Origin of the sequence: Alistipes sp. cv1 (genome assembly GCF_900240235.1) — a bacterium.
In the GTDB taxonomy this organism is placed as follows: domain Bacteria; phylum Bacteroidota; class Bacteroidia; order Bacteroidales; family Rikenellaceae; genus Alistipes_A; species Alistipes_A hominis.
In genome coordinates this window covers 1,002,608-1,024,515 of sequence record NZ_OEPW01000001.1, presented here as the reverse complement: position 1 = coordinate 1,024,515, position 21,908 = coordinate 1,002,608, and the positions used below count along the sequence as shown (strand labels likewise).

21 protein-coding genes and 1 tRNA gene are annotated in these 21,908 nt (G+C 51.1%); 14 read left to right on the top strand and 8 right to left on the bottom strand.

Annotation, left to right across the window (positions count from 1 at the left end):
* On the bottom strand, positions 1 to 191 hold a 191-nt coding region (locus tag C1A08_RS04350), incomplete at its 3' end, for a hypothetical protein (protein ID WP_145996515.1).
* Between the two features lie 465 nt (positions 192 to 656).
* On the opposite strand from C1A08_RS04350, the gene C1A08_RS04345 reads away from it, so the two are divergent.
* Positions 657 to 1,550, top strand: a complete 894-nt coding sequence (locus tag C1A08_RS04345; RefSeq protein WP_101571663.1) for a HEPN domain-containing protein — start codon at positions 657 to 659, stop codon at positions 1,548 to 1,550.
* A gap of 81 nt (positions 1,551 to 1,631) precedes the next feature.
* Here the strand turns inward: C1A08_RS04345 and C1A08_RS04340 are convergent, their stop codons facing one another.
* Positions 1,632 to 2,816 (bottom strand): MalY/PatB family protein, encoded by a 1,185-nt coding sequence (locus C1A08_RS04340; RefSeq protein WP_101571565.1) that lies wholly within the window; start codon positions 2,814 to 2,816, stop codon positions 1,632 to 1,634.
* A gap of 136 nt (positions 2,817 to 2,952) precedes the next feature.
* On the opposite strand from C1A08_RS04340, the gene C1A08_RS04335 reads away from it, so the two are divergent.
* The 4 genes from C1A08_RS04335 (at position 2,953) to C1A08_RS04320 (ending at position 7,386) form a co-directional block, all read left to right on the top strand.
* Complete coding sequence (locus C1A08_RS04335) at positions 2,953 to 4,431, top strand: pseudouridine synthase (RefSeq protein WP_101571563.1); 1,479 nt, start codon at positions 2,953 to 2,955, stop codon at positions 4,429 to 4,431.
* 262 nt (positions 4,432 to 4,693) lie between these two features.
* Positions 4,694 to 4,766 (top strand) — tRNA-Lys (locus tag C1A08_RS04330).
* Between the two features lie 356 nt (positions 4,767 to 5,122).
* Positions 5,123 to 5,704: a helix-turn-helix domain-containing protein gene (locus C1A08_RS04325; RefSeq protein WP_101571661.1), complete on the top strand. Its 582-nt coding sequence runs from the start codon at positions 5,123 to 5,125 to the stop codon at positions 5,702 to 5,704.
* Positions 5,705 to 5,724: 20 nt separating this feature from the next.
* Complete coding sequence (locus C1A08_RS04320) at positions 5,725 to 7,386, top strand: AMP-binding protein (protein WP_216645965.1); 1,662 nt, start codon at positions 5,725 to 5,727, stop codon at positions 7,384 to 7,386.
* Positions 7,387 to 7,512: 126 nt separating this feature from the next.
* Here C1A08_RS04320 and C1A08_RS04315 read toward each other — a convergent pair whose 3' ends face one another.
* Complete coding sequence (locus tag C1A08_RS04315; protein WP_055202423.1) at positions 7,513 to 8,244, bottom strand: shikimate dehydrogenase family protein; 732 nt, start codon at positions 8,242 to 8,244, stop codon at positions 7,513 to 7,515.
* A gap of 1 nt (position 8,245) precedes the next feature.
* Positions 8,246 to 8,878 (bottom strand): YqaA family protein, encoded by a 633-nt coding sequence (locus C1A08_RS04310; protein ID WP_228385752.1) that lies wholly within the window; start codon positions 8,876 to 8,878, stop codon positions 8,246 to 8,248.
* 70 nt (positions 8,879 to 8,948) lie between these two features.
* On the opposite strand from C1A08_RS04310, the gene C1A08_RS13065 reads away from it, so the two are divergent.
* The 9 genes from C1A08_RS13065 (at position 8,949) to C1A08_RS04270 (ending at position 16,963) form a co-directional block, all read left to right on the top strand.
* Positions 8,949 to 9,140 (top strand): hypothetical protein, encoded by a 192-nt coding sequence (locus C1A08_RS13065; RefSeq protein ID WP_145996514.1) that lies wholly within the window; start codon positions 8,949 to 8,951, stop codon positions 9,138 to 9,140.
* Positions 9,141 to 9,177: 37 nt separating this feature from the next.
* Complete coding sequence (locus C1A08_RS04305; protein ID WP_101571657.1) at positions 9,178 to 10,407, top strand: site-specific integrase; 1,230 nt, start codon at positions 9,178 to 9,180, stop codon at positions 10,405 to 10,407.
* Positions 10,404 to 10,778, top strand: coding sequence for a hypothetical protein (locus C1A08_RS04300; RefSeq protein ID WP_101571561.1), 375 nt, complete (start codon positions 10,404 to 10,406; stop codon positions 10,776 to 10,778). Before C1A08_RS04305 ends, C1A08_RS04300 begins: the two co-directional genes overlap by 4 nt.
* A 307-nt stretch (positions 10,779 to 11,085) precedes the next feature.
* Positions 11,086 to 12,291 (top strand): primase-helicase family protein, encoded by a 1,206-nt coding sequence (locus C1A08_RS04295; protein WP_101571559.1) that lies wholly within the window; start codon positions 11,086 to 11,088, stop codon positions 12,289 to 12,291.
* Positions 12,292 to 12,541: 250 nt separating this feature from the next.
* Positions 12,542 to 13,507 carry a toprim domain-containing protein gene (locus tag C1A08_RS04285; protein WP_101571557.1) on the top strand — a complete coding sequence of 322 codons (966 nt, stop codon included), beginning with the start codon at positions 12,542 to 12,544 and terminating at the stop codon, positions 13,505 to 13,507.
* Between the two features lie 212 nt (positions 13,508 to 13,719).
* Complete coding sequence (mobV, locus tag C1A08_RS04280) at positions 13,720 to 15,078, top strand: MobV family relaxase (RefSeq protein WP_101571555.1); 1,359 nt, start codon at positions 13,720 to 13,722, stop codon at positions 15,076 to 15,078.
* Positions 15,079 to 15,526: 448 nt separating this feature from the next.
* Positions 15,527 to 15,940: a hypothetical protein gene (locus C1A08_RS13060; RefSeq protein WP_145996513.1), complete on the top strand. Its 414-nt coding sequence runs from the start codon at positions 15,527 to 15,529 to the stop codon at positions 15,938 to 15,940.
* Between the two features lie 117 nt (positions 15,941 to 16,057).
* Positions 16,058 to 16,525 (top strand): hypothetical protein, encoded by a 468-nt coding sequence (locus C1A08_RS04275; protein ID WP_101571553.1) that lies wholly within the window; start codon positions 16,058 to 16,060, stop codon positions 16,523 to 16,525.
* 15 nt (positions 16,526 to 16,540) lie between these two features.
* Positions 16,541 to 16,963, top strand: coding sequence for a hypothetical protein (locus tag C1A08_RS04270; protein WP_101571551.1), 423 nt, complete (start codon positions 16,541 to 16,543; stop codon positions 16,961 to 16,963).
* 325 nt (positions 16,964 to 17,288) lie between these two features.
* Here C1A08_RS04270 and C1A08_RS04265 read toward each other — a convergent pair whose 3' ends face one another.
* The 4 genes from C1A08_RS04265 to hisS all read right to left on the bottom strand — a co-directional run bounded on the left by C1A08_RS04265 (position 17,289) and on the right by hisS (position 21,887).
* A complete protein-coding gene (locus C1A08_RS04265; RefSeq protein WP_101571549.1) occupies positions 17,289 to 18,317 on the bottom strand; it encodes an MnmA/TRMU family protein in 1,029 nt (342 codons plus the stop codon).
* Between the two features lie 58 nt (positions 18,318 to 18,375).
* Entirely contained in the window at positions 18,376 to 18,726 is a 351-nt protein-coding gene (locus C1A08_RS04260; protein ID WP_055202417.1) for a DUF3276 family protein, read from the bottom strand.
* 152 nt (positions 18,727 to 18,878) lie between these two features.
* The gene (locus tag C1A08_RS04255) at positions 18,879 to 20,474 is read right to left on the bottom strand and encodes a S41 family peptidase (RefSeq protein ID WP_257937041.1); all 1,596 of its coding nucleotides are present in this window, start codon (positions 20,472 to 20,474) and stop codon (positions 18,879 to 18,881) included.
* A gap of 45 nt (positions 20,475 to 20,519) precedes the next feature.
* The gene (gene hisS, locus C1A08_RS04250; protein WP_101571546.1) at positions 20,520 to 21,887 is read right to left on the bottom strand and encodes a histidine--tRNA ligase; all 1,368 of its coding nucleotides are present in this window, start codon (positions 21,885 to 21,887) and stop codon (positions 20,520 to 20,522) included.
* Positions 21,888 to 21,908 lie beyond the last annotated feature (21 nt).

The following is a 21,908-nucleotide window of genomic DNA, read 5'->3' as shown; positions in this document are numbered from 1 at the left end:
TACGCCGGGAAAGCGTAGTGAATCCGCGCGGCCAGTTCGGGACAGATTCCCGTCGCGGGGTCTTTCGCGGCTTCGATCATGTGCGGCCGTTCCAGACCGATGCGGCGGGCCAGCTCGTTCACGCACAACGTTTCGTTTTTAAGTATCGTGACGATGCGATCCCACGTAGGGGATTGAATGATTTTTTTCATAAGGCGAATAGTTAAAAAAACGGATCGTTGCTGCGCCCGATGAAATCCGAAGCTATTCGGAAAAAGGCATAAAAAGAGGGCGCATTTGCAGCCCCTAACAGCAGGTCTTGGGAACCTTAATCTGGAAGCTGTCCTGCGCCCTTGTCTGCCCTACCCGTTAAGGGCAGGACATAACAAGGACTGACAACTGTTATACCCAGATTAAACAACCTCCGAAAAGGCTCCCAAGTTCACTGTCAGGTATAAAGGTTGTTTGCCTTTATAGTATGTCCTTCGGCTATGCCGAATCGTCGTAGTTCCTTAAAGTTTGCATAGTAATTGCTTTTTAGGTTCGTTCCCGGACGGCACGAGCCGCCCCCTGTACAACGAATCCGCTTTAAGAAACCGTAAAACAAAGATACGAATAAAAATCAATTCACCGCGCCGGGTATGTATTTCTGGAAATTTCTTGCTAATTTTGTGAGTATGAAGAACTCGATCGACTTCCTGCCCGAACGCAAACAGCGCGACCTGTGTGAACTCGTCCGCCTGATCCGCGACGAGGTGAAAGATGTCGTGATGATTATTCTTTACGGCAGTTATGCCCGGAACACCTACGTCGAGTGCGACGAACGCCGCGACTTCGGCGTGAAAACCTATTTTATGAGCGACTACGATATTCTGGTCGTGACTAAAAAGCGGTTGGGAGTTCGGGAAGGTACTGCCCAGACCCGCATTCGGGAGCGTTTTTTGGAAAGCCGGGCCGACGAGTTTCAGACCTGGCCGCAGTTTATCAATGAAAGTATTTCCAAACTGAATCATGCTCTCTCCGAAGGACGTTATTTTTATGTCGATATTTTGAATCAGGGGATTACGCTCTATGATTCGGGGGAATATCAGTTAGCCACGCCGCGCGATCTGGATTATTCGGAAATCAAGAAGATGGCACAGGAATATTTTGATGATAAATTTTCTTATGGCATTGATTTTTTGAAAGGGGCTAATTTCTATTATCAAAATGATAATTTCCAGATATCGGCTTTCATGTTGCATCAAGCGGCCGAAAACTTTATCAAAACGATTCCATTGGCCTATATCCTTTACGGTTATAAAGAGCACGATCTCGATTTTCTAATTAAAAAATGTAAGCCTTTTACACTGGAATTAGCCAAAGTTTTCCCGCGCGATACTCCGGAAGAAGAACGCCTGTTCAAATTATTGCAGCGGGCCTATATCGAAGCGCGTTACAACAAAAAGAATTTCATAGTAACCAAAGCCGACATCGACGCCCTTATTTCCAAAATCGAACTCCTGCGCGACATTACCGAAAAAGTCTGCCGCGACCGCATCGCATTTTACGACAGCGCGAGCCGGAAATAAAAACGTCCCGATAAACGACAAAAGCGAGCCGGCCGATTTTTCGGCCGGCTCGCTTTCGATCAAACTTTCCGGAAGCCTCCGCTACTCGCAAAGCCCCGCCGCGCGCGCGGCTTCGTACAGTTGGTTCATCGCCCGTTCGACCACCGAGCGCTGCGTAGCGATGTTCATCCGCATCCACCCGCGGCTCTCTTCGCCGAACATCGCGCCTTCGTTGACGCCGATCCCGGCCCGCTCGACCATAAACCGGTAAATCTCCTCATGCGTCATCGGCCATGCGCGGAAATCGAGCCACATCAGGTACGTCCCTTCGGGCGGCACGCACTTTACGGACGGCATTTTCCGCCGCAAAAAGTCCGTGACATACCGGATATTGCCTTCGAGATACTCCAGCAGGCGTTCGAGCCACTCGTCGCCGTGCGTATAAGCCGCCTCGAGCGCGACCGTGCCGAAGATATTTCCCTGATCGGCATGTAGTTTGTTAAACTCCTGTTGCAGGCGGCGGCGCAACGCGGCGTCCGGCGTGATCGCCACCGAGGTCGAAAGCCCGGCCAGGTTGAACGTCTTGCTCGGCGCGGTGAACGTCACCGTCCGGCGCGCGAACGCTTCGTCCAGCGCTGCGATATGAATATGCTTATGCGGTTTGTAAACAAGGTCGCCATGAATCTCGTCCGACAGGATCACCACGTCGTGCTTCACGCACAGTTCGCCGATGCGCGTAAGCTCCTCGACCGTATAGACGCGTCCCGACGGATTGTGCGGGTTCGACATCAGGAAAACCTTCGCCCCGACGAGCTTGCGGTCGAGGTCGTCGAAGTCGATCCCGAAACTGCCGTCGGCACGCTGCAACAGCGGGTTGTTGACGACCACCCGGTTGTTGAATCGCGTCTGCCGCGCGAACGGATGGTAGACCGGCGGCTGGATCACCACCCTGTCGCCCTCCTGCGTGAAAGCACGCAGCGCGAAAACGATTCCGGCGACCACGCCCGGAGCGAAGTCGATCCACTCCTTTTCCACTTTCCAACCGCTGTGACGCCCCACCCAGTCGATCACCGACCGGAAATAACCGTCCGAACGAAAGGTATATCCGTAAATCGGATGCCCGGCCCGGCGGACGATCGCTTCGGTAACGGCCTCGGGCACTGCAAAATCCATATCGGCGACCCACATCGGAATCACGTCCGAACGTCCGAACACTTCGTCCCGCGCGTCGAACTTTTCGCAGTCGGTCGCCTCGCGGGAAACGATTTTATCGAAATTGTAATTCATACGCAACTAAATAGATCGCAAAGTTATCATATTTATAAAAAAATAGCTATACCTTTGAACCGTTTAATTGCCGGATGATTTCGATTTGCCCGAAATATCGGGGCGTTATACGTATTACTTTTTATTATTTCATTGCATGAAACCATTCGATCCGAAAAACAGGAAAGGCGCTTACGGGGATTCGCCCCGCCGCGACCGTTCCGGGGACTCCTTCAATCGGGAAGATTCGAGAAGTTCTTCGCACCGGGAAGACGCGCTGTCGTCGTTCTCGAAAGACAAACGCCCGCGCATCAGCCGTCCGGCCAAACCGCACGGGACGTCGTCGGACAATCCGTACGACCGCCGCGGCGACGAACAGCGCCGCTCGTTCAACCCCAATTTCACGAAAGACAACCGGCTGAAAAGCGGCTCCCGCGATCGGGACGACCGTCCCTACGGGAAACCGAAATACGGAGCCAACCGGGACGACCGCTACAACCGCGAAAATCGCGGCGACCGATTCGACAAAGACGACCGTTACCGCAAAAACGACCGGTTCGAACGCGAAGACCGACCGCAGCGCGACGGCAACCGCTACAACAAGGATGACCGGTTCAACCGCAACGACCGACCCGAACGGTTCGACAAAGACGACCGCTACCGTAAAAACGACCGGCCCGAACGCGAAGACCGGCCGTGGCGCAAGGACGACCGGCCTTCGGGTTCGTACAAACCGCAACGGCGCGACGAATCGCAGCCGTACGGCGAGCGTCCGCGTTTCCAGAAAGACGGCGACCGCAAAGGCGGTTTCGGTAAAAAATGGGATAGAAGCGACAGCTCCCGTGGGGCGCGAACCCACGACTCCCGATTCAAAAAAGACCGGAAAGAAGATTATCCGCGCTACGACGCTCCCAAACCGCAGGGCGCTATCCGCCTGAACCGTTTCATCGCCAATTCGGGCATCTGCTCGCGCCGCGAAGCGGACGACCTGATCACGGCCGGCGTTGTGGCGGTCAACGGCAAGATCGTCACCGAACTCGGAACGAAAGTGAACCCGGAGGACGAAGTGCGCTTCAACGGCGAAATCGTCAAGGGGGAAAAGAAAGTATACATCCTGATGAACAAGCCGAAAGGCTTCGTAACGTCGGTCGAAGACCCGCATTCGGACAAAACGGTGATGGATCTGATCAAAGGAGCCTGCACCGAACGGGTGTATCCGGTCGGACGTCTCGACAAAAACAGCGTCGGGGTACTGCTGTTCACCAACGACGGCGACCTGACCCGCAAACTGACGCATCCGAGCTACAACAAGCAGAAAATCTACCAGGTGACGCTCGACAAACCTCTATCGGAAGAAGACATGACCAAAATCGCCGAGGGAATTACCCTCGAAGACGGGCCTATCTTCGCCGACGAGGTCAGCTATGTCAGCGAAAACCGGAAAGAGGTCGGAATCGAAATCCATTCGGGCAAAAACAGGATCGTTCGGCGTATTTTCGAATCGCTCGGCTATTCGGTGCAAAAGCTCGATCGAGTCTATTTCGCAGGCCTGACCAAAAAACGGCTCAAACGCGGCGGCTGGCGGTTCCTGAGCCCGCGGGAAGTCAGTATGCTAAAGAGCGGCGAATACGAATAAACGGAGCCGAAGATAAAGACCGGGGCCGGGATTGCAATCCCGGCCCCGTCTTATTTACCTTGTCCGGCGACGAAGAATCCGCAACCGCAATCATCGAAGCATACGGACAGCAACGCCCCGTCCCGCCGTTTGGGAGTCCGCTGCGCCTTCCTGTCGAAACCGCTTCACGATTCCTCTCCCGGAGAAATAGGATAAGGTTTTATCGCCAGAGTGTTGCATAAAAAGATTTTTCTGCTTATCTTTGCAAACGATTTTACAAGATGGTTCTCTAGCTCAGTTGGTAGAGCACGACACTCTTAATGTTGGGGTCGTGGGTTCGAGCCCCACGGGGACCACAGGAATAATTTTCAAACGCTTGACTTATAATAAGTCGAGTGTTTGTTTTTTTTTGATAGGTACAACATAGGTAAAACATTGCATTTTGTGTTCTGTTAATCTGTAAATAAGTATTCTAAAGATTAATCTTCAATGAATGGAAGATTTCGAGCATTATTTACGAATCGAAAAAACTTGGGACAAATATGACTTACAGATGCATGGTTTATCTTAAAAAATATCCCATCGAAGACGTTTTGTCGCTCCTGAATCGGGCGCGTTTGTTTTGGGTTTCGTAATTTCCGGAAATAATTATTTGCGGATTTCGGGAATTCGGGGTTACTTCGAATCACAACAAAACGAAATTTTTCAAATTATGACAGAGAATATTGGTTATAAGCTGAAACGACTTCGCGAAGACAATCAGTTTTCCGTGGAAGATTTAGCGGTTCAATCTGGGGTTCAACAATCTCAAATTGAACAGATTGAGACCGGTAAGATGCTGCCGTCGCTGGCGACGCTGATCAAACTGTCGCGGACGTTGGGCATTCGTCTGGGCACTTTTCTCGACGGAATGGAATGCCCTGAGCCTACGTTGACTCACCGGGAACAGCAGACGCCTCAGTTGTCGGTACACCTGTCCAAGGGAAACGGCTCTGATATCGAGCACCTCAAATACCGTTCGCTGGCCGAAAACAAGACCGACCGCAACATGGAACCCTTTATCATTAACGTGGAATATACCGATCCCGACGAGGTGTCAGCTTTGTCGCACCACGAAGGCGAGGAGTTCATTTACGTGTTGGACGGGAGCGTCGAAGTGCGTTACGGTAGTGATAAATACGTTGTGAACCAAGGGGAAAGCATCTATTTCGATTCGATCGTTCCTCACAATATTTCAGTGCAGGCGCCCGGTGAAAAAGCCAAAATCCTGGCGGTGGTTTACACGCCTTTTTAAAAGGTTGGATTTCGTAGAAAATGGAAAAACAAGAATTGATCGACTATACCGTCGGGGGCATTCTTGAGAAATACGTAGCGGAAGATCCGGATCATGAGTTCATGATTTATCCGGACCGCGGGTTGCGGTTTACTTACAAGGAGTTCGACGAACGGGTCAATATTTTTGCAAAAGGGTTGCTGTCGATCGGGGTGACCAAGGGCAGCAAAGTCGGCGTATGGGCGAAAAACGTGCCCGACTGGATGACGTTCATGTTTGCGACCGCCAAGATCGGGGCCGTACTGGTGACCGTCAATACGAACTACAAGAACGCCGAACTCGAATACATCATGAAAAACGCCGATATCCATACGATGTGTATGGTGAACGGCTACCGCGACAGCGACTATGTGCAGATCCTGTACGACCTGGTTCCGGAACTGAAGACCACGCAGCGCGGAAAGCTGCGCAGCGAGAAGTTTCCGGAGTTGAGGAACGTGGTTTACATCGGACAGGAGAAATTGCGCGGCATGTACAATACTTCCGAACTGATGAAGCTCGGGACGCTGGTCGGCGACGACGAGCTCGAACGGGCCAAGTCGCGGGTGGACTGTCACGACGAGATCAATATGCAGTATACGTCCGGGACGACCGGATTCCCGAAAGGGGTGATGCTGACCAGTCACAATATCTTGAACAACGGGCTGACGATCGGCGACCGGATGCATTTTACTGCGGCCGACCGACTGCTGATTTGCGTGCCGCTGTTCCATTGTTTCGGCTGCGTGCTGGGGGTCTGTTCGGTGATTACGCACGGTTCGACGATGGTGATGGTCGAGGATTTCGATCCGCTGAAAGTGCTGGCGTCGGTGCACCGCGAACGCTGTACGGCGCTGCACGGCGTGCCGACGATGTTCATCGCCGAGCTGCACCATCCGATGTTCGATATGTTCGACCTGAGTTCGCTGCGTACCGGGATCATGGCCGGCGCGCCCTGCCCGATCGAGACGATGAAGCAGGTGATGGACAAAATGTACTGCAAGGAGATCATCAGCGTATACGGCCTGACCGAAACCTCGCCCGGTATGACGGCTTCGGCGACGACCGATTCGATGGAGATTCGCGCGACGACCGTCGGGCGGGCTTTTCCGAACGTCGAGGTGAAGGTGCTCGATCCGCAAACCAACGAGGAATGTCCTCCGGGGACTCCCGGCGAGATGTGCTGCAAGGGGTACAACATCATGAAAGGGTATTACAAGAATCCGGAAGCTACCGCTGCGATCATCGACGAGAACGGTTTCCTGCATTCGGGCGACCTCGGCGTAATGGATGAAAACGGCTATTTCCGGATCACCGGGCGGATCAAGGAGATGATCATCCGCGGCGGCGAGAACATCTATCCGCGCGAGATCGAGAATTTCCTGTACAAGATGCCGCAGATCGAGGCGATCGAAGTGGCCGGTATCCCGAGTCCGAAATACGGGGAACAGGTGGGCGCTTTTATAAAGATCAAGGAAGGCTGTACGCTTACCGAAGAGGAGGTTAAACTCTACTGCCGCGGACAGATCGCCCGGTATAAGATTCCGAAATACATCTTTTTCGTCGAAGGTTATCCGATGACGGCGAGCGGCAAGATCCAGAAATACCGCCTGAAGGATATCGGACTCGATTTGTTGAAAGAGAAGGGGATCGATGTGGTTTAGTCCGGAGACGGAAATTCCGCGTCAAAGGATTGATTTTATAAAAGGAAGGAATTTATCGGTAGTAAAAAACGAAAGAGGCTGTCGCACTGAGCGACAGCCTCTTTCGTTTTTGTATCGTGCGGACAATTATTCGTTCCAGATCTCCCATGCTTTTTCGGCCTGCCCGACCAGCATGTCGTAACCGTTGCGGGTTGCAGCCCCCTGCGCCGCGCCGCGCTTCAGAAATTCGGTGACTGCCGGGTTGTATACCAGGTCGAACAGGAAATGCCCGGCGCCGAGGGCTTCGTACGGCAGGACGGGACAGCCTTCCGCGTTCGGGAAAGTGCCCAGCGGCGTGGCATTGACGATCAGCCGGTGAGCGCGTACGATCTCTTCGGAGAGGTCGCCGTAGGTGTACGCTCCGTTTTTTCCGTCGCGCGATACCGCGTCGAAAGCGATGCCGAGTTGTTCGAGCACGTATTTCACGGCTTTCGAAGCGCCGCCCGTGCCGAGTACGAGCGCCTTTTCGGGGCGGACGTCGCCCAGCAGATTCAGCAGCGAACGGCGGAATCCGTAAGCGTCGGTATTGTAACCGGTCAGGCCTTCGGGCGTAATCTTTACGCAGTTCACCGCGCCGATCGCCCGCGCTTCGTCGCTCAGGCCGGACAGATACGGGACGATCGCTTGTTTATACGGGATCGTGACATTGAATCCGCGCAGGCCGGGCGTTTGCAATACGGTTTCGACGCCTTCGATCGTTTCGATCGGAAAATTCCGGTAGGCGCAGTCGGCGATTCCTGCGGCGGCGAATTTATCGGTAAAATAGCGTTGTGAAAACGAGTGTCCGAGCGGATACCCGATCAGTCCGTACAGTTTCATGTCAGAAAGCGTGTTTGATGGCGAAGAATCCGCCGATCAGCAGAACGGTGAATACCAGCGCCAGCCAGTTGAAATATTTGTCGATAAAACGTTTGATCGGCTCCCCGTATTTCCATATCAACCAGCTAATTAAGAAAAAACGCAGGCCCCGGCTGACGACCGATGCGACGAGGAAGACCGGAAAGTCGATCTTGAACACTCCGGCGGTGATCGTGATCAGTTTGTAGGGGATCGGCGAGAATCCGGCGGTGAATACGACCCAGAAGTTGTACTGGTTGTACATCGCGCAGATTTTGTCGTATTCCGTATGGGTGAATCCGGGAATGATCCGGAAAAAGAAATCGGCGATGGCGGTGAATTCCCCGCCCGGGGTCTGCCACAGGTAGTGTCCGATGGCGTATCCGGCCATGGCGCCGAGTACCGAACCGATTGTGCAGATCAGCGCGTAGCGGAACGCTTTGGCGGCGCATCCGAGTCCCAGGGCGATCAGCAGGACGTCGGGAGGAATCGGAAAAAAGCTGGATTCGGCGAATGCGAGGACGAACAGTGCGGCCGCTCCCCAGCGGCTGTCGGCCCAGCCGAGCACCCAGTTGTAGGTTTTTTTCAGAATATTCATGCCGTGAACGTGGCGCACCGCGCGCGGTGCGGGTTTAACGGTGCAAGTTTACCAAAAATCTTTGGAATAACCGAGGAAAGAGGTTGAAATGTCACTGAAATGGTTATCATTAAAGCGTTTACAGTGCCAAATGAAGCCAACCGCAAAAAACGGGAAACGCAAAGAAAAGCAGTTCTATGAAGCAGAACGGTTTTCAAATCGTTACCCGAAACGGGATGCATTTTTAACGCTCCCTGCAATGATTGCGCCGTTCTGCACCGATTTGCTTATCAAGGTCTAACTCGTTGAGTAATAACTTTGCAAACAAAAAAACGAGTATGGCAAGAAGTACATTCAAAGTGCTGTTCTACGTGAACGGCAGCAAGGAGAGAAACGGCATTGTCCCCATCATGGGACGAGTGACAATCAACGGGACTGTGGCGCAGTTCAGTTGCAAGCAGAGTGTCCCGAAAGCGCTTTGGGACATCAAGGGCAACCGAGCCAAAGGCAAGAGCAAGGAGGCACGGGACATCAACCTCGCTTTGGACAACATCAAGGCGCAAATCATCAAGCACTACCAACGCCTGTCCGACCGTGAAGCGTTCGTTACGGCAGAAATGGTGCGTAATGCCTATCAGGGTATCGGTAGCGAGTACGAGACACTACTCAAAGCATTCGACCGTGAAAACGAGATGTTCAAGAAGCGTGTCGGCAAAGACAGGGTAATGGCAACCTACCACTCACGAGTGAGGGCGAGAAACCATGTGGCAGCGTTCATCAAGTCTTTCTACAGACGGACGGATATGTCCATGCTGGAGATTACGCCCGACTTCATCAAGGAGTTCGCAGCCTACCTCTCAACAGAAGCAGGACTGCACAATGGGACGATATGGGAAAAGTGCATGTGGCTGAAAGGCGTTGTCATGCGTGCGCACTTCAACGGACTGATACCGAGAAATCCGTTTGCCCAGTTCCATATCAGCCCGAATGTGAAGGAACGTGAATACCTGACGGAAGACGAGCTGAAAGCGTTGATGACGCACGAGTTCGGGGATGCAAAGCTGTCCTATATCCGTGATATTTTCGTCTTCGCCAGCTTCACCGCCCTCTCTTTCGTGGACATCAAGGAACTGACCAATGACAACATCGTGGAAGTGAACGGTGAGAAGTGGATATTATCGAAACGGCACAAGACGAAAGTGCCGTTCCAAGTGAAACTGCTGGATATACCCTTGCAGATAATAGAGCGTTACCGCCCCTTGCAGGTAGATAATCTCGTGTTCCCCAATCTCAACTACTGGTCTATCTGCAAACCGCTGAAAAAGGTGATGAAAGAGTGCGGGATAACAAAAGACATCTCGTTCCATTGCTCAAGACATGGGTTCGCAACCCTTGCTTTGAGTATGGGTATGCCGATTGAAAGCGTGAGCCGTGTTTTGGGGCATACGAACATAGTCACGACCCAAATCTACGCCAAAATCACAACACAGAAATTGGATAACGACCTTACCATGCTCGGCAACAGACTGAACCAATCGTTTAACAATATATCAATGGCAGGACAATGAAAAGGAATATCATCAAAATCACAGAACACGGTACGATAACTATACCGAGTGAAACGGTATGGATGAGCGAAGCGGAACTTGTCTGCCTGTTCGGGGTTATTGCCCCAACCGTCCGTGCAGCAATCAAAGCAGTCTATAAAAGCGGAATACTGAAAGTGCATGAAGCGCAACGGTATATCCACCTATCGGACAAAATCAGTATGGATGTTTACAGCCTTGAAATGGTTGTCGCCCTTGCTTTCCGCATCCGTTCATACGGAGCGAAACGAGTACGCAATGCCATACTTGAAAGGCTGTACTTGCGAAAAGAGAAAACAAGCATCTTCTTTTCGCTGGGCAATAGAATGGAAATATCTAAATATCAAGCATAAAGTATATTGATATGACGACATGAAGTAATGAAACCGATGCGTATTCCCATTGCCGACAATTCATTTACACGAGTGTTTGAATAGGCGCATTGCCATTCATTCATACGAATGCGACAATCCCGAAGAAGTACCCCTCTATAACGGTTGTTTCTTCGGGAATTTTTGTTGTTATACTCCCTAACAGGCTGAAAGTTTTTCATCCCGTGTGTTTTTTGCGCCATTCTGCGGTGATTTGCGTATCAAGGTTTCAAGCAACCCTCTCTAATTTTGCATACTATTATTTATCAACCATTTAAGCGTATGAACAATGAGTAAATCAGACATCAGCAAGGAGGAGTTTATCCGAGTGGGTACGACCCTCTACAAGTTAGTGAACCAGCCCCGACTGAACGGTAGCTACGTGAAGAAACGAATCGTGTGGAACAATGAGACCCTGCGGCAGGACTATGGCAAGCACTATCTCGCCACCGTGCCGAAGTATGACGGCTTCTGCACGGTTCCCGACCACGTGAATTACCGTCCGATAGTGGACAAGTTCCTGAACCTCTATGAACCGATAGATCACAAGCCGATGGAGGGTGATTTTCCCTCTATCCGTTCGTTGGTGAAGCACATCTTCGGGGAACAATACGAGTTGGGGATGGACTATCTGCAACTGCTATACCTGCAACCTATTCAAAAACTGCCAATCCTGCTATTGGTATCGGAAGAACGGAACACAGGCAAAAGCACGTTCCTGAACTTTCTGAAAGCCCTGTTTCAGAACAACGTGACATTCAATACCAACGAGGATTTCCGCAGCCAGTTCAATTCCGATTGGTCCGGCAAGCTGCTTATCGTGGTGGATGAAGTATTACTTAGCCGCAGGGAGGACAGCGAACGGTTGAAGAACCTCAGTACCACGTTGTCCTATAAGGTGGAAGCCAAAGGCAAAGACCGTGATGAGATAGCGTTCTTTGCCAAGTTCGTGCTGTGTTCCAACAACGAGTATCTGCCCGTCATCATAGACGCAGGGGAAACTCGCTATTGGGTGCGGAAGATAGACCGCTTGCAGTCCGATGATACCGACTTCCTGCAAAAGCTGAAAGCGGAGATACCTGCTTTCCTCTACCATTTACAGCACAGGCAACTATCCACCGAGAAAGAAAGCCGTATGTGGTTTGCCCCGTCACTGCTGCATACCGAAGCCTTGCGGAAGATTATCCGCAGCAACCGCAACAGATTGGAGATAGAAATGTGCGAACTTATACTTGACATCATGGCAAGTACGGGAATTGACACTTTCTCTTTTTGCTGCAACGACATGCTCACGTTGTTGGCAAACTCGTATGTCAAGGCGGAGATGTACCAAGTGAGGAAAGTGTTGCAGGAGTGTTGGAAGCTCACGCCTGCCCACAACACCCTCACATATACCACCTACCAAGTGGACTATAATCGGAAATGTCGTTACTCTCCACTTCGCAGGACAGGAAGATATTACACCGTGACAAGAGCTTTTTTAGAAACACTATGATTATTTCGATGAAATGATGAATAAGTATATAAAATCATTGGAATACAGTATGTTATTTTCTCATCAACTTTTCATCAAAGACATTTTGCTGATGAAAAGAGAAAGAAACCACCAATATCCTTTCTCTTTCGGTAAATGTTTTGATGAAAGTATGATGAGAGGCTATTGTATTGATATACAATAAGAATATTATTTCATTCATCAAATCATCACTTTATCAACCATCATCAAATCCGTAGAAATATACATTATGAACATCCAAGAAGCAAAAACAATCAAGCTGGCAGACTATCTGCAAAGTTTGGGCTACAGCCCCGTCAAGCAGCAGGGCAAAAGCCTTTGGTACAAATCCCCGTTCAGGGAGGAAACGGAAGCCTCGTTCAAGATAAACACCGAACTCAACCAATGGTACGACTTCGGAACAGGCAATGGCGGCAACATCATCGCTTTGACACAGGAGCTTTACGGTTCGGACTATGTGCCTTACCTGCTTGGCAAGATTGCGGAACAAGCACCGCACGTCCGTCCCGTGTCTTTCTCTTTTCGTCAGCAGGCATCCGAACCGAGTTTCCAACATTTGGAGGTGAGAGAACTCACTCACCCTGCATTGCTCCGTTACTTGCAGGAGCGTGGAATAAACACCGCATTGGCACGGGCTGAATGTAAGGAACTGCACTTCGTCCATAACGACAAACCCTATTTCGCCATCGGGTTCCCGAATGTGGCAGGAGGCTATGAGGTACGCAACCGTTTCTTTAAGGGTTGCATCGCACCGAAGGACATCAGCCATATCCGACAATCGGGAGAGCCGAGAGAGAAATGTCTCGTGTTCGAGGGGATGACGGACTATCTTTCATTCCTCACCTTGCGGATGAAGAACTGCCCGACCATGCCCAACCTTGACGGGCAGGATTACGTTATTCTCAATTCCGTTTCCAATGTATGCAAAGCCATAGACGTGCTGCACGGGTATGAGCGCGTACACTGTCTGCTTGACAATGACGAGGCAGGGCGGAAAGCGTATTGGGAACTGGCAGGAGAGTTTGCCGGACGTATCAGGGACTTTTCCCAAAACTACAACGGGCACAAAGACCTGAACGACTACCTGTGCGGTAAGCCCTTGTCCCAATCGGCGGAGCCGATGAAACAGGAGAGGCAAGTCCAATCCGCAAGGCGGATGATGCAGCCACCGAAAAAGCGGGGGCTGAAGATGTAAGAAGAGGATGCTTGCAGCGACACGGATATTTGCCAACGGAAAATACCGTAGCTTATTAGGGAATTTGTCCGAGCCGCATTGCAAGCAACGCTGAAAATCCCCCAATAAGCCAAAGAGGTTGCACCTCTCTGGACACTCCCAACCAACGGCAAAAGCCGTGCAAAAGTAAATCATCAACCATTGTTTCACAAGTTAAAAAGAAAGGATTATATATGGGCTATGCAGTATTGCACATGGAGAAGACAAGCGGAACGGATGCCGCTATGTCAGCGCACATAGAGCGCACCATCAAACCGAAGAATGCCGATGAGAGCAGGACGCACCTCAATCGGGAACTGATAACATTTCCTGACGGAGTGGAGAACAGGACACAATCCATACAGCACCGGTTGGACACCGCAGGACTGACACGCAAAATCGGCAACAACCAAGTGAGGGCAATCCGTGTCCTGCTCACGGGGACGCACGAGGATATGGAACGCATCACCAACGAGGGCAGACTTGATGAGTGGTGCGATGACAATCTGAAATACCTTGCCGACACATTCGGCAGGGAGAATATCGTGTCGGCAGTCCTGCACATGGACGAGCAGACACCACACATACACGCCACCCTTGTCCCGATAGTCAAGGGAGAGCGCAAGCGCAAGAAGAAGGAGGAACAGGTTAAGAAGCGATACCGCAAGAAACCGACCGATACAGCCCGATTGTGTGCCGATGAGATTATGACACGTGCCAAGCTCAAATCCTATCAGGACACCTATGCCCAAGCCATGAGCGGTTATGGGTTACAGCGTGGCATTGACGGCTCGGAAGCGAAGCATATCACCACACGGCAGTATTACCGTGACCTGATGCAGCAGACGGAACAGTTACGAACAGACATCGGACAACTCCAAGACCGTAAGGAAACGGTACAGGAGGAACTCAGGCGAGCCAAGAAAGAAATTCAGACCGAGAAACTGAAAGGGGCAGCCACAACCGCAGCCACCAACATAGCCGAAAGTGTCGGTTCTCTTTTCGGAAGTAACAAGGTCAAGGCTTTGGAAAGAGAAAACTCATCATTGCATCAAACAGTAGCCATGCACGAGGAAACCATCGAAACGCTGCAAACCCAGCTACAGACCATGCAGGCAGGCCACAGACGTCAACTGTTGGATATGCAACAGAAGCATATCAAGGAGTTGCAGGTAAGAGATACCGAACATAAGAAAGAGGCATCAAGGCTTACCGCCTTGTTGAACAAGACATTGAAATGGTTTCCGCAAATAAAGGGTATGCTCAATCTCGAAAGGTTATGCCTTGCCGTAGGTTTCAGCCAAGAGCAGACTGCAACATTGCTGACAGGCAAACCTGTTGAGTATAGCGGTGAACTGTATTCGGAAGAACATAAGCGGAAATTCATGGCAAATGATGTCAAAGCCAAAGTGTTCTCTGACAATGGTAGGCTTGTCCTTACGATAAACTTGCGACCTATCGGGGATTGGTTTAAGGAACAGTTTGAGAAATTGCAGCAAAGGATACACCGACCTGTATCGCCTCCAAGGAAAGACAGGGGAATGAAATTGTAGCCACATGACTTCTTTTCATTCAGGTTAAGCACTTTGTATATGACAGCACAAGGTTTTCTGCGGAAAATGCTGTAATTTTGTAGGCGTTAGAGTAATACAAAAAATCATATGAAGAAGTGGCAAAGAATATTGGGTATAATTTCGATAGCTATATTGATATTGGCTCATATCATTGTACTATTGAATTATTGCCATTTAGCGGAACAGGCTAGAGTATGGTGTGCGGAAATCACACAAGAGTCATTCTTCGATTGCCTCTACATGAGCAATATCCATTTTGGGGGTTATTATATTCTTTCACTGCTTGATTGTATTGTGATAATATCCCTTTTTATTTGTCTTTGGCGGAAAGGAGGTAAGCAATGAAATTCTATAAACTATCGCATGAGTTAAAGAGTGGCAAGAAATATCCTAACATCTTTTACAGCTTCTCAAAAATCATAAAAATATGAAGATTAAAACTTTATTTAAGACAATTTTTTGCGCAGGATTAGTTTTATCTCTTGTTTTGTATCTATGCTATTTGTACGGTAACTATATAGAAGAAACACAGGCGCCTATCACTGATTACACATATAATGGATTTGAGGAAAAAAGTAACTATAAGAGTTCAAATATAATTCTTATAACCTACAAATCAAAACAATATGTATTACATACGGGAGATCGAGTCTTAGACAAGATAAAGTCTGGGGATTTTCCTAAATTATACTATTCTTCAAAAACTGATTATCTTTTTTTTGAAGGAGATTACTTACCTGTAGGTTATGCCAAAGCTGCTTTATTGTTCACTTTTGTCTTTCCGATTATTGGTACACTAATATGGAGAAAAGAACTTAATAATGATATTCGCACAATGTAAAATGTCAAGGGCAACATGACGACATCCATTTACGACATGGGCGACCGCCGCACGGAGATTAACCACCCGGCAAGCCGGAAATTTAATTCAAATAACGAGTGAAATCTATATTATAGAATGAAACTGACCAATAAACGGTTTTGGGAATTTGAAGCAATAGTGCTGATATGTACAATCATCTGCATATTTACATTGTGGATGGAACATTGGTTGGAGTTATTGGGTTTAGCATCCTTGGGATTTTGTTGCCTTATGCTTGTTGGCGGAGTTGTGGCATGGAAACTATATAAAGGCAATCAATGGTGGAAATTGGCAGTGTATATATTTCTGATTACAACGGCGATTCTTGTCACTGTGCTATTCAGTTTTGTATGGAATTGGAATGGCAATGGCGAACGCCCTGCGAATATTCCTCCCGACGAAGGGTGTTATATCACCGCTAATGAACTGGTAGGAATCATAATGCTGTTATGGACAATATTTGCCCCGATGCTCTCTTGTGTCATTTCATATATTGCCAAGCGATTATTATGTAAAAACAAAGAGATTAAGAATGATATTTCAGGCAAAGTAACGAAACAATGAGAAGAAAGAATACTTATGGATAGTTTCAAGATTGACATATTTGAAAAAGAAACACAACGGAAATTTCCCCCATACAAGACATTGACAATGGAGGATAGTAACATCGTATTGAGAGAACTTTCATCACATTGTTACTCGGACGTTTCAGATTTTAATAAGATTCAAACAGCAAGTGAATTAGTCAAAGATATAGATGCCACATCAGAAGACTTTCATGTGATTAGATTGTTTGCAGATACTCAACCACCTAATGAAATCATAGTTATATGGAGCAATGAAAGTGCGATTGATATTTTTAACTATACGGACTTTTGTAACTGTTTTGAGTATATTTGGTATCCATCATCTGACGACATTTTGATTACAAGTGATATTGGGAATGTTATGTATTTGATTCGGCATGATGGAGTAATATTTCGAATTATTCCGCAAGGTTAATCTGATACTTAATAAAAATGGTGTATAATACATGATTTTGAATATAGCCAGAGAGAGAAGAAATCATATCGAAGATTTATGTGCCTTTGAAAGAAATGTATTACCTTTGTGGCATATACGAGTTGCCAAGAAAGCATATCAAAGCAGAATACAGCAACAAGAACGGTTGGCAACTCATTACCTCAAAATCGGGTAATCTACCCAAAGTCCTTATTATAAAGGGATAAGGGTTATATTCCAAAATTACTAAAAATTTTTCAGACCGGGGCTTCGCAGCGCGTAAAAAGTGACCGGAACGATCGGGTTTACGCTTTTACGGAGCGTTTTACCGCCGGCAGTCGGCGAGGATGCCTCCTCCGACGACCAGGTCGCCGTCGTAGAAAACGACGGGCTGTCCCTTGGCCGGGGCCCAGGCCGGTTCGCGGAGTTCGACGAGCAACGACTGCCCGTCGATTCGGACGCGCGCGTAACCCTCCGGGTTGCGGCCCACGCCCCGTATTTTGACCCGTACGGTTTGCGAGTCGGTCAGCCGCTGCGGATCGGCGGCGCAGAACTCCCGGACGGTCAACCGGCGGTAAAAAAGGTCGGCGTCGCATCCTGCGGTCACCCGGTTCCGCGCGGCGTCGATCCCGGTGACGACGACCGGTTCGCCGGAGTCGGTGCGCAGTCCGCGTTTTTGTCCGATCGTGTAGAACGCGCAGCCGTCGTGGCGTCCGATCGTCTTTCCCCGTGCATCGACGATTTCGCCGGGAACGATTCCGGGAACCTGCGTTTTCAGGAACTCGGAGTAGGAGAGTCCTTGCAGGAAACAGACGCCCATGCTCTCCCGCGACCGGAGGGCGGACGGGAGCGATGCGGTCACCGCTTTTTTGATTCGTTCGCCCATCGGCGTCAGGGCTATCCGCAGGTATTCCTGCGACAAGCCCCACAGGTAATAGGACTGATCTTTGGCCGGGTCGGCGGCCGTGCGCACGAAGTATTTTCCGTTTTCGCAGCGAACACGGAAGTAGTGTCCGGTGGCGATATGGTCGTAATGTTCGCGCCGGGCGATGTCGTACAGCGTTTTCCATTTGACCCGGGGATTGCAGCGAGTGCAGGGCGCGGGCGTTTCGCCGCGCAGGTAGCTGCCGGTAAAATAGCGGACGATCTCTTCGCGGAAAACTTCGCGGACATTTTCGATCCGGAACGGAAGGTTCAGCCGTCCGGCCGCCTGCCGGATGCGCGTTTCGAGACCCTCTTCCCCGACGGTATCCAGCGTAAGCAGCGTGACGGCATGGCCCTGTTCGGCGAGGTACCGCGCCGCCGCCGTGCTGTCGATGCCGCCGCTGAAGCCCAACAATACGTTTTTTCTCATACGGAATGAAAAAAGCGTCCGGATCTTTTTCGGACGCCTTTGTTTTCGTTGTCGTGCGTTACAGTTTGTCGAATTCGTCGTCCAGCGACGCGGGGATGCTGCTGATCGCCGAGCCGTCCGGATTGAAACACTCCGGCTTGTGCTCCCGGATGTACCCGACCACTTCGTCGAGTCCTTCCGCGAATTTGCAGAAGTCCTCCTTGTAAAGGTGGATCTTGTGTTTTTCGAACGAGAATTTTCCGTCCTTTTCGGTTTTTTTCCGGCTTTCGGTGACTGTCACGTAATAATCGTCGTTCCGCGTCGCCTTCACGTCGAAGAAATAGGTGCGCCGTCCGGCCCTGACTATTTTTGAGTAGATCTCTTCCGCTCCGTCGCTTTCGCTTTCCTTTTTGTAGTCAAAATGATTCATGCCTTTCGTTTTTGTTAGCAGTTATAGGTTGTTAAAATTAAAAAGAAAAAGAGATATAAGCAAATATTCGGGGCAAAATAAGCCTATACGGCTCCGCCGGCTGCAAAAACCGATTTGCGGCCGGCGGAGCGGATGGATCGTTTCTGATCGAATCAGTAGGCGATGCCGGAACCGTAACGCTCCCAGTCGCGCAGCACTTCGAGTGCTTTGGCGAAGACCGGGTCGTCCTCGCCGTTGACGACGAGGTAGTATTCGTTGACTCCCCACATTTTTTGCGCGATCAACGCTTTCAATTGGGTTTTCAGCGCTTTTTTCGAACGTTCGAACTCTGCGACGTCGAAGGCGATCCCCTTTTTCGTGGCCTTGGCCGTCAGGGCGTCGAGCACGTCGTCGGAGACGGTGAAGTCGCTGACGAACTTTTCGGGAGCCGCGTAACGCGACGACAGCGCCGGACGGTTCTCGTCCAGGTATTCGATGACGAATTCGTTGATGACGCCCTGACGCACCAGGCTGCCCCAGTATTTCGTATAGTCCGACGTATCGAGCGGTACGACGATGTCGGGCGTGATTCCGCCGCCGCCGTAGACGGTGCGGCCGCTACGCAGGGTTTTGAACCGCTGCGTGGTGTCGCCGCCGACCGAATCGGAAGCTCCCGGTTCGAACCGTTTGTTGAAATCTTCATAATAGGCGTCCAAATTGCCGTTTTCATACGGGCGCTGGATCATGCGTCCGGTCGGCGTGTGGTAGCGCGCTACGGTCAGCCGCACCGCCGAGCCGTCCTGTAACGGGAACTGCCGTTGGACGAGTCCCTTGCCGAACGTGCGCCGGCCGATCAGCAGGCCGCGGTCCCAGTCCTGAATCGCTCCGGATACGATCTCGCTGGCCGAAGCCGAAGTCTCGTTGATCAGCACGATCACCTTCCCTTTCGTGAACGGGCCGTCTTCTTTCGCGACGATTCGGTCGGGCGGCACGCGCATCCCTTCGGTCGATACGATCACCGAACCTTCGGGTAGGAAAAAGTTGCTCAGTTGTACGGCTCCGCCCATCAGCCCGCCGCCGTTGCTGCGCAGGTCGAGGATCAGGGCGTCCATCGGCCCCAGTTTCTGCACGGCGTCCGTGAACTCCTTGTAAGTATTGTTCGCGAAACGGTTGATCCGAATGTAACCGGTCTTCGGATCGACCTTGTAGGCGGCGTCCACCGTATTGATCGGAATGTTGTCGCGCACGATCGTGAAGTCGAGCGGTTCGCCGCCGCCGTGGCGGACGATCCGCGTCTCTACCCGGCTGCCTTTCGGCCCGCGCAGCAGTTTCGGCACGTCGATCTGTTTGACGCCGACCGAGCTTTTGCCGTCCACCGCGACGATCCGGTCGTTGGGGAGCAGGCCCACCTGTTCGGCGGGACCGCCCGAAATGACGTTGACCACGATGATCGTATCGCGCAGTACGTTGAATTCGATGCCGATGCCGCTGAAACTGCCGTCGAAGCTCTCCTTGACTTCGACCATCTCCTCGGGAGATACGTAAGTCGAATGCGGGTCGAGTTGCAGCAGCACTTCGCGGATCGCGCTTTCGACCAGCTCATTGTTGTGTACCGTATCGACGTAGGCGCCGTTCAGGTAACGGTAGAACTGCTGGAATTTCTGCAGGTTGCCGGCCGGATCGTCTTTCGCGTCGTTCTGGGCCGAAACAAGCGCCGGCGCCGCGAACAGCAGCGTCGCCAGCAGGATATGGATTTTCATTCTTATCATTGCAGTATCTTTAATGTCCTTGTGATAACGCGCCTCGCCGGCGCATTATTGCAGGCGCGCGGCCAGTTCCGCCAGCGGAACGGCCTGCTGTTCGCCGGTCGCCATGTTTTTGACGGTGGCGTTTCCGGCGGCCAGTTCGTCGCTGCCGATGATCACCACCAGCGGGATCGCGCGCCGGTTGGCGTATTCCATCTGCTTTTTCATCTTCGCGGCGTCGGGGTACATTTCGCATGGGATGCCTGCGGCCCGCAGTTGTTTCATCGCGCGCAAGGCGGCCGGTTGTTCGGTTTCCCCGAAATTCAGAAACAAAACCCGCGTGGTGACGCCCGCTTCTTCGGGGTAGAGACAGAGTCCGCACATCACGTCGTAGATCCGGTCGGCTCCGAACGAGATGCCTACTCCCGACATGCCCGGCATACCGAAAATTCCGGTCAGGTCGTCGTAGCGTCCGCCGCCGCAGATACTGCCGATCGCGAAATCCTTCGCCTTTACTTCGAAGATCGCGCCGGTGTAGTAGTTCAGCCCGCGCGCCAGCGACAGGTCCAGTTCGATATCCAATTCCGTGCCAAGCGCTTCGACGTATCCGAAGATCGTTTCCATCTCGTCGATGCCGGCGATTCCTGTTTCGCTGCCGCCGATCACCGCGCGCAACTGTCGCAGCTTCTCGCGGTTCGTACCGTTGAGCGACAGGATCGGTTGCAGCGCGGCCACGGCCTGCTCGGAGATACCTTTCGAAAGCAGCTCTTCGTTGACCGCTTCGATTCCTATCTTTTCGAGTTTGTCGATCGCCACGGTGATGTCGGTCATCTTGTCGGCGTGACCGATGGTCTCGGCGATGCCGTACAGGATCTTGCGGTTGTTCATCTTCAGCGCGATCCGGATGCCGAGTTTTTTGAACACGGCCGCCACGATTTCGATCAGCTCGACTTCGTTGAGCAGGCTGCGGCTGCCGATGATATCGACGTCGCACTGGAAAAACTCGCGGTAGCGTCCCTTCTGCGGCCGGTCGGCGCGCCATACCGGCTGGATCTGGTAGCGCCGGAACGGGAACGAGATTTCGTTCTGGTGTTGTACGACGTAGCGGGCGAACGGTACGGTGAGGTCGTAACGCAATCCTTTTTCGCACATTTTCACCGACAGCGCGTTGCGGTTGGCGTCGGCATCCTGCAACGTTTCGGGTGCGACTCCGCTCAGGAAGTCCCCCGAATTCAGGATTTTAAAGAGCAGCTTGTCGCCCTCGTCGCCGTATTTTCCGAGCAGCGTCGAGAGGTTTTCCATCGCCGGCGTTTCGAGCGGCAGGAATCCGTAGGTGCGGAAGACGCTTTTTATCGTGTCGAAAATGTAGGTGCGTTTAATCATCTCGTCCGGGCCGAAATCGCGTGTGCCCTTCGGAATGGATGGTTTTTGTGCCATGACGGTGTGTTTTCTAAAATT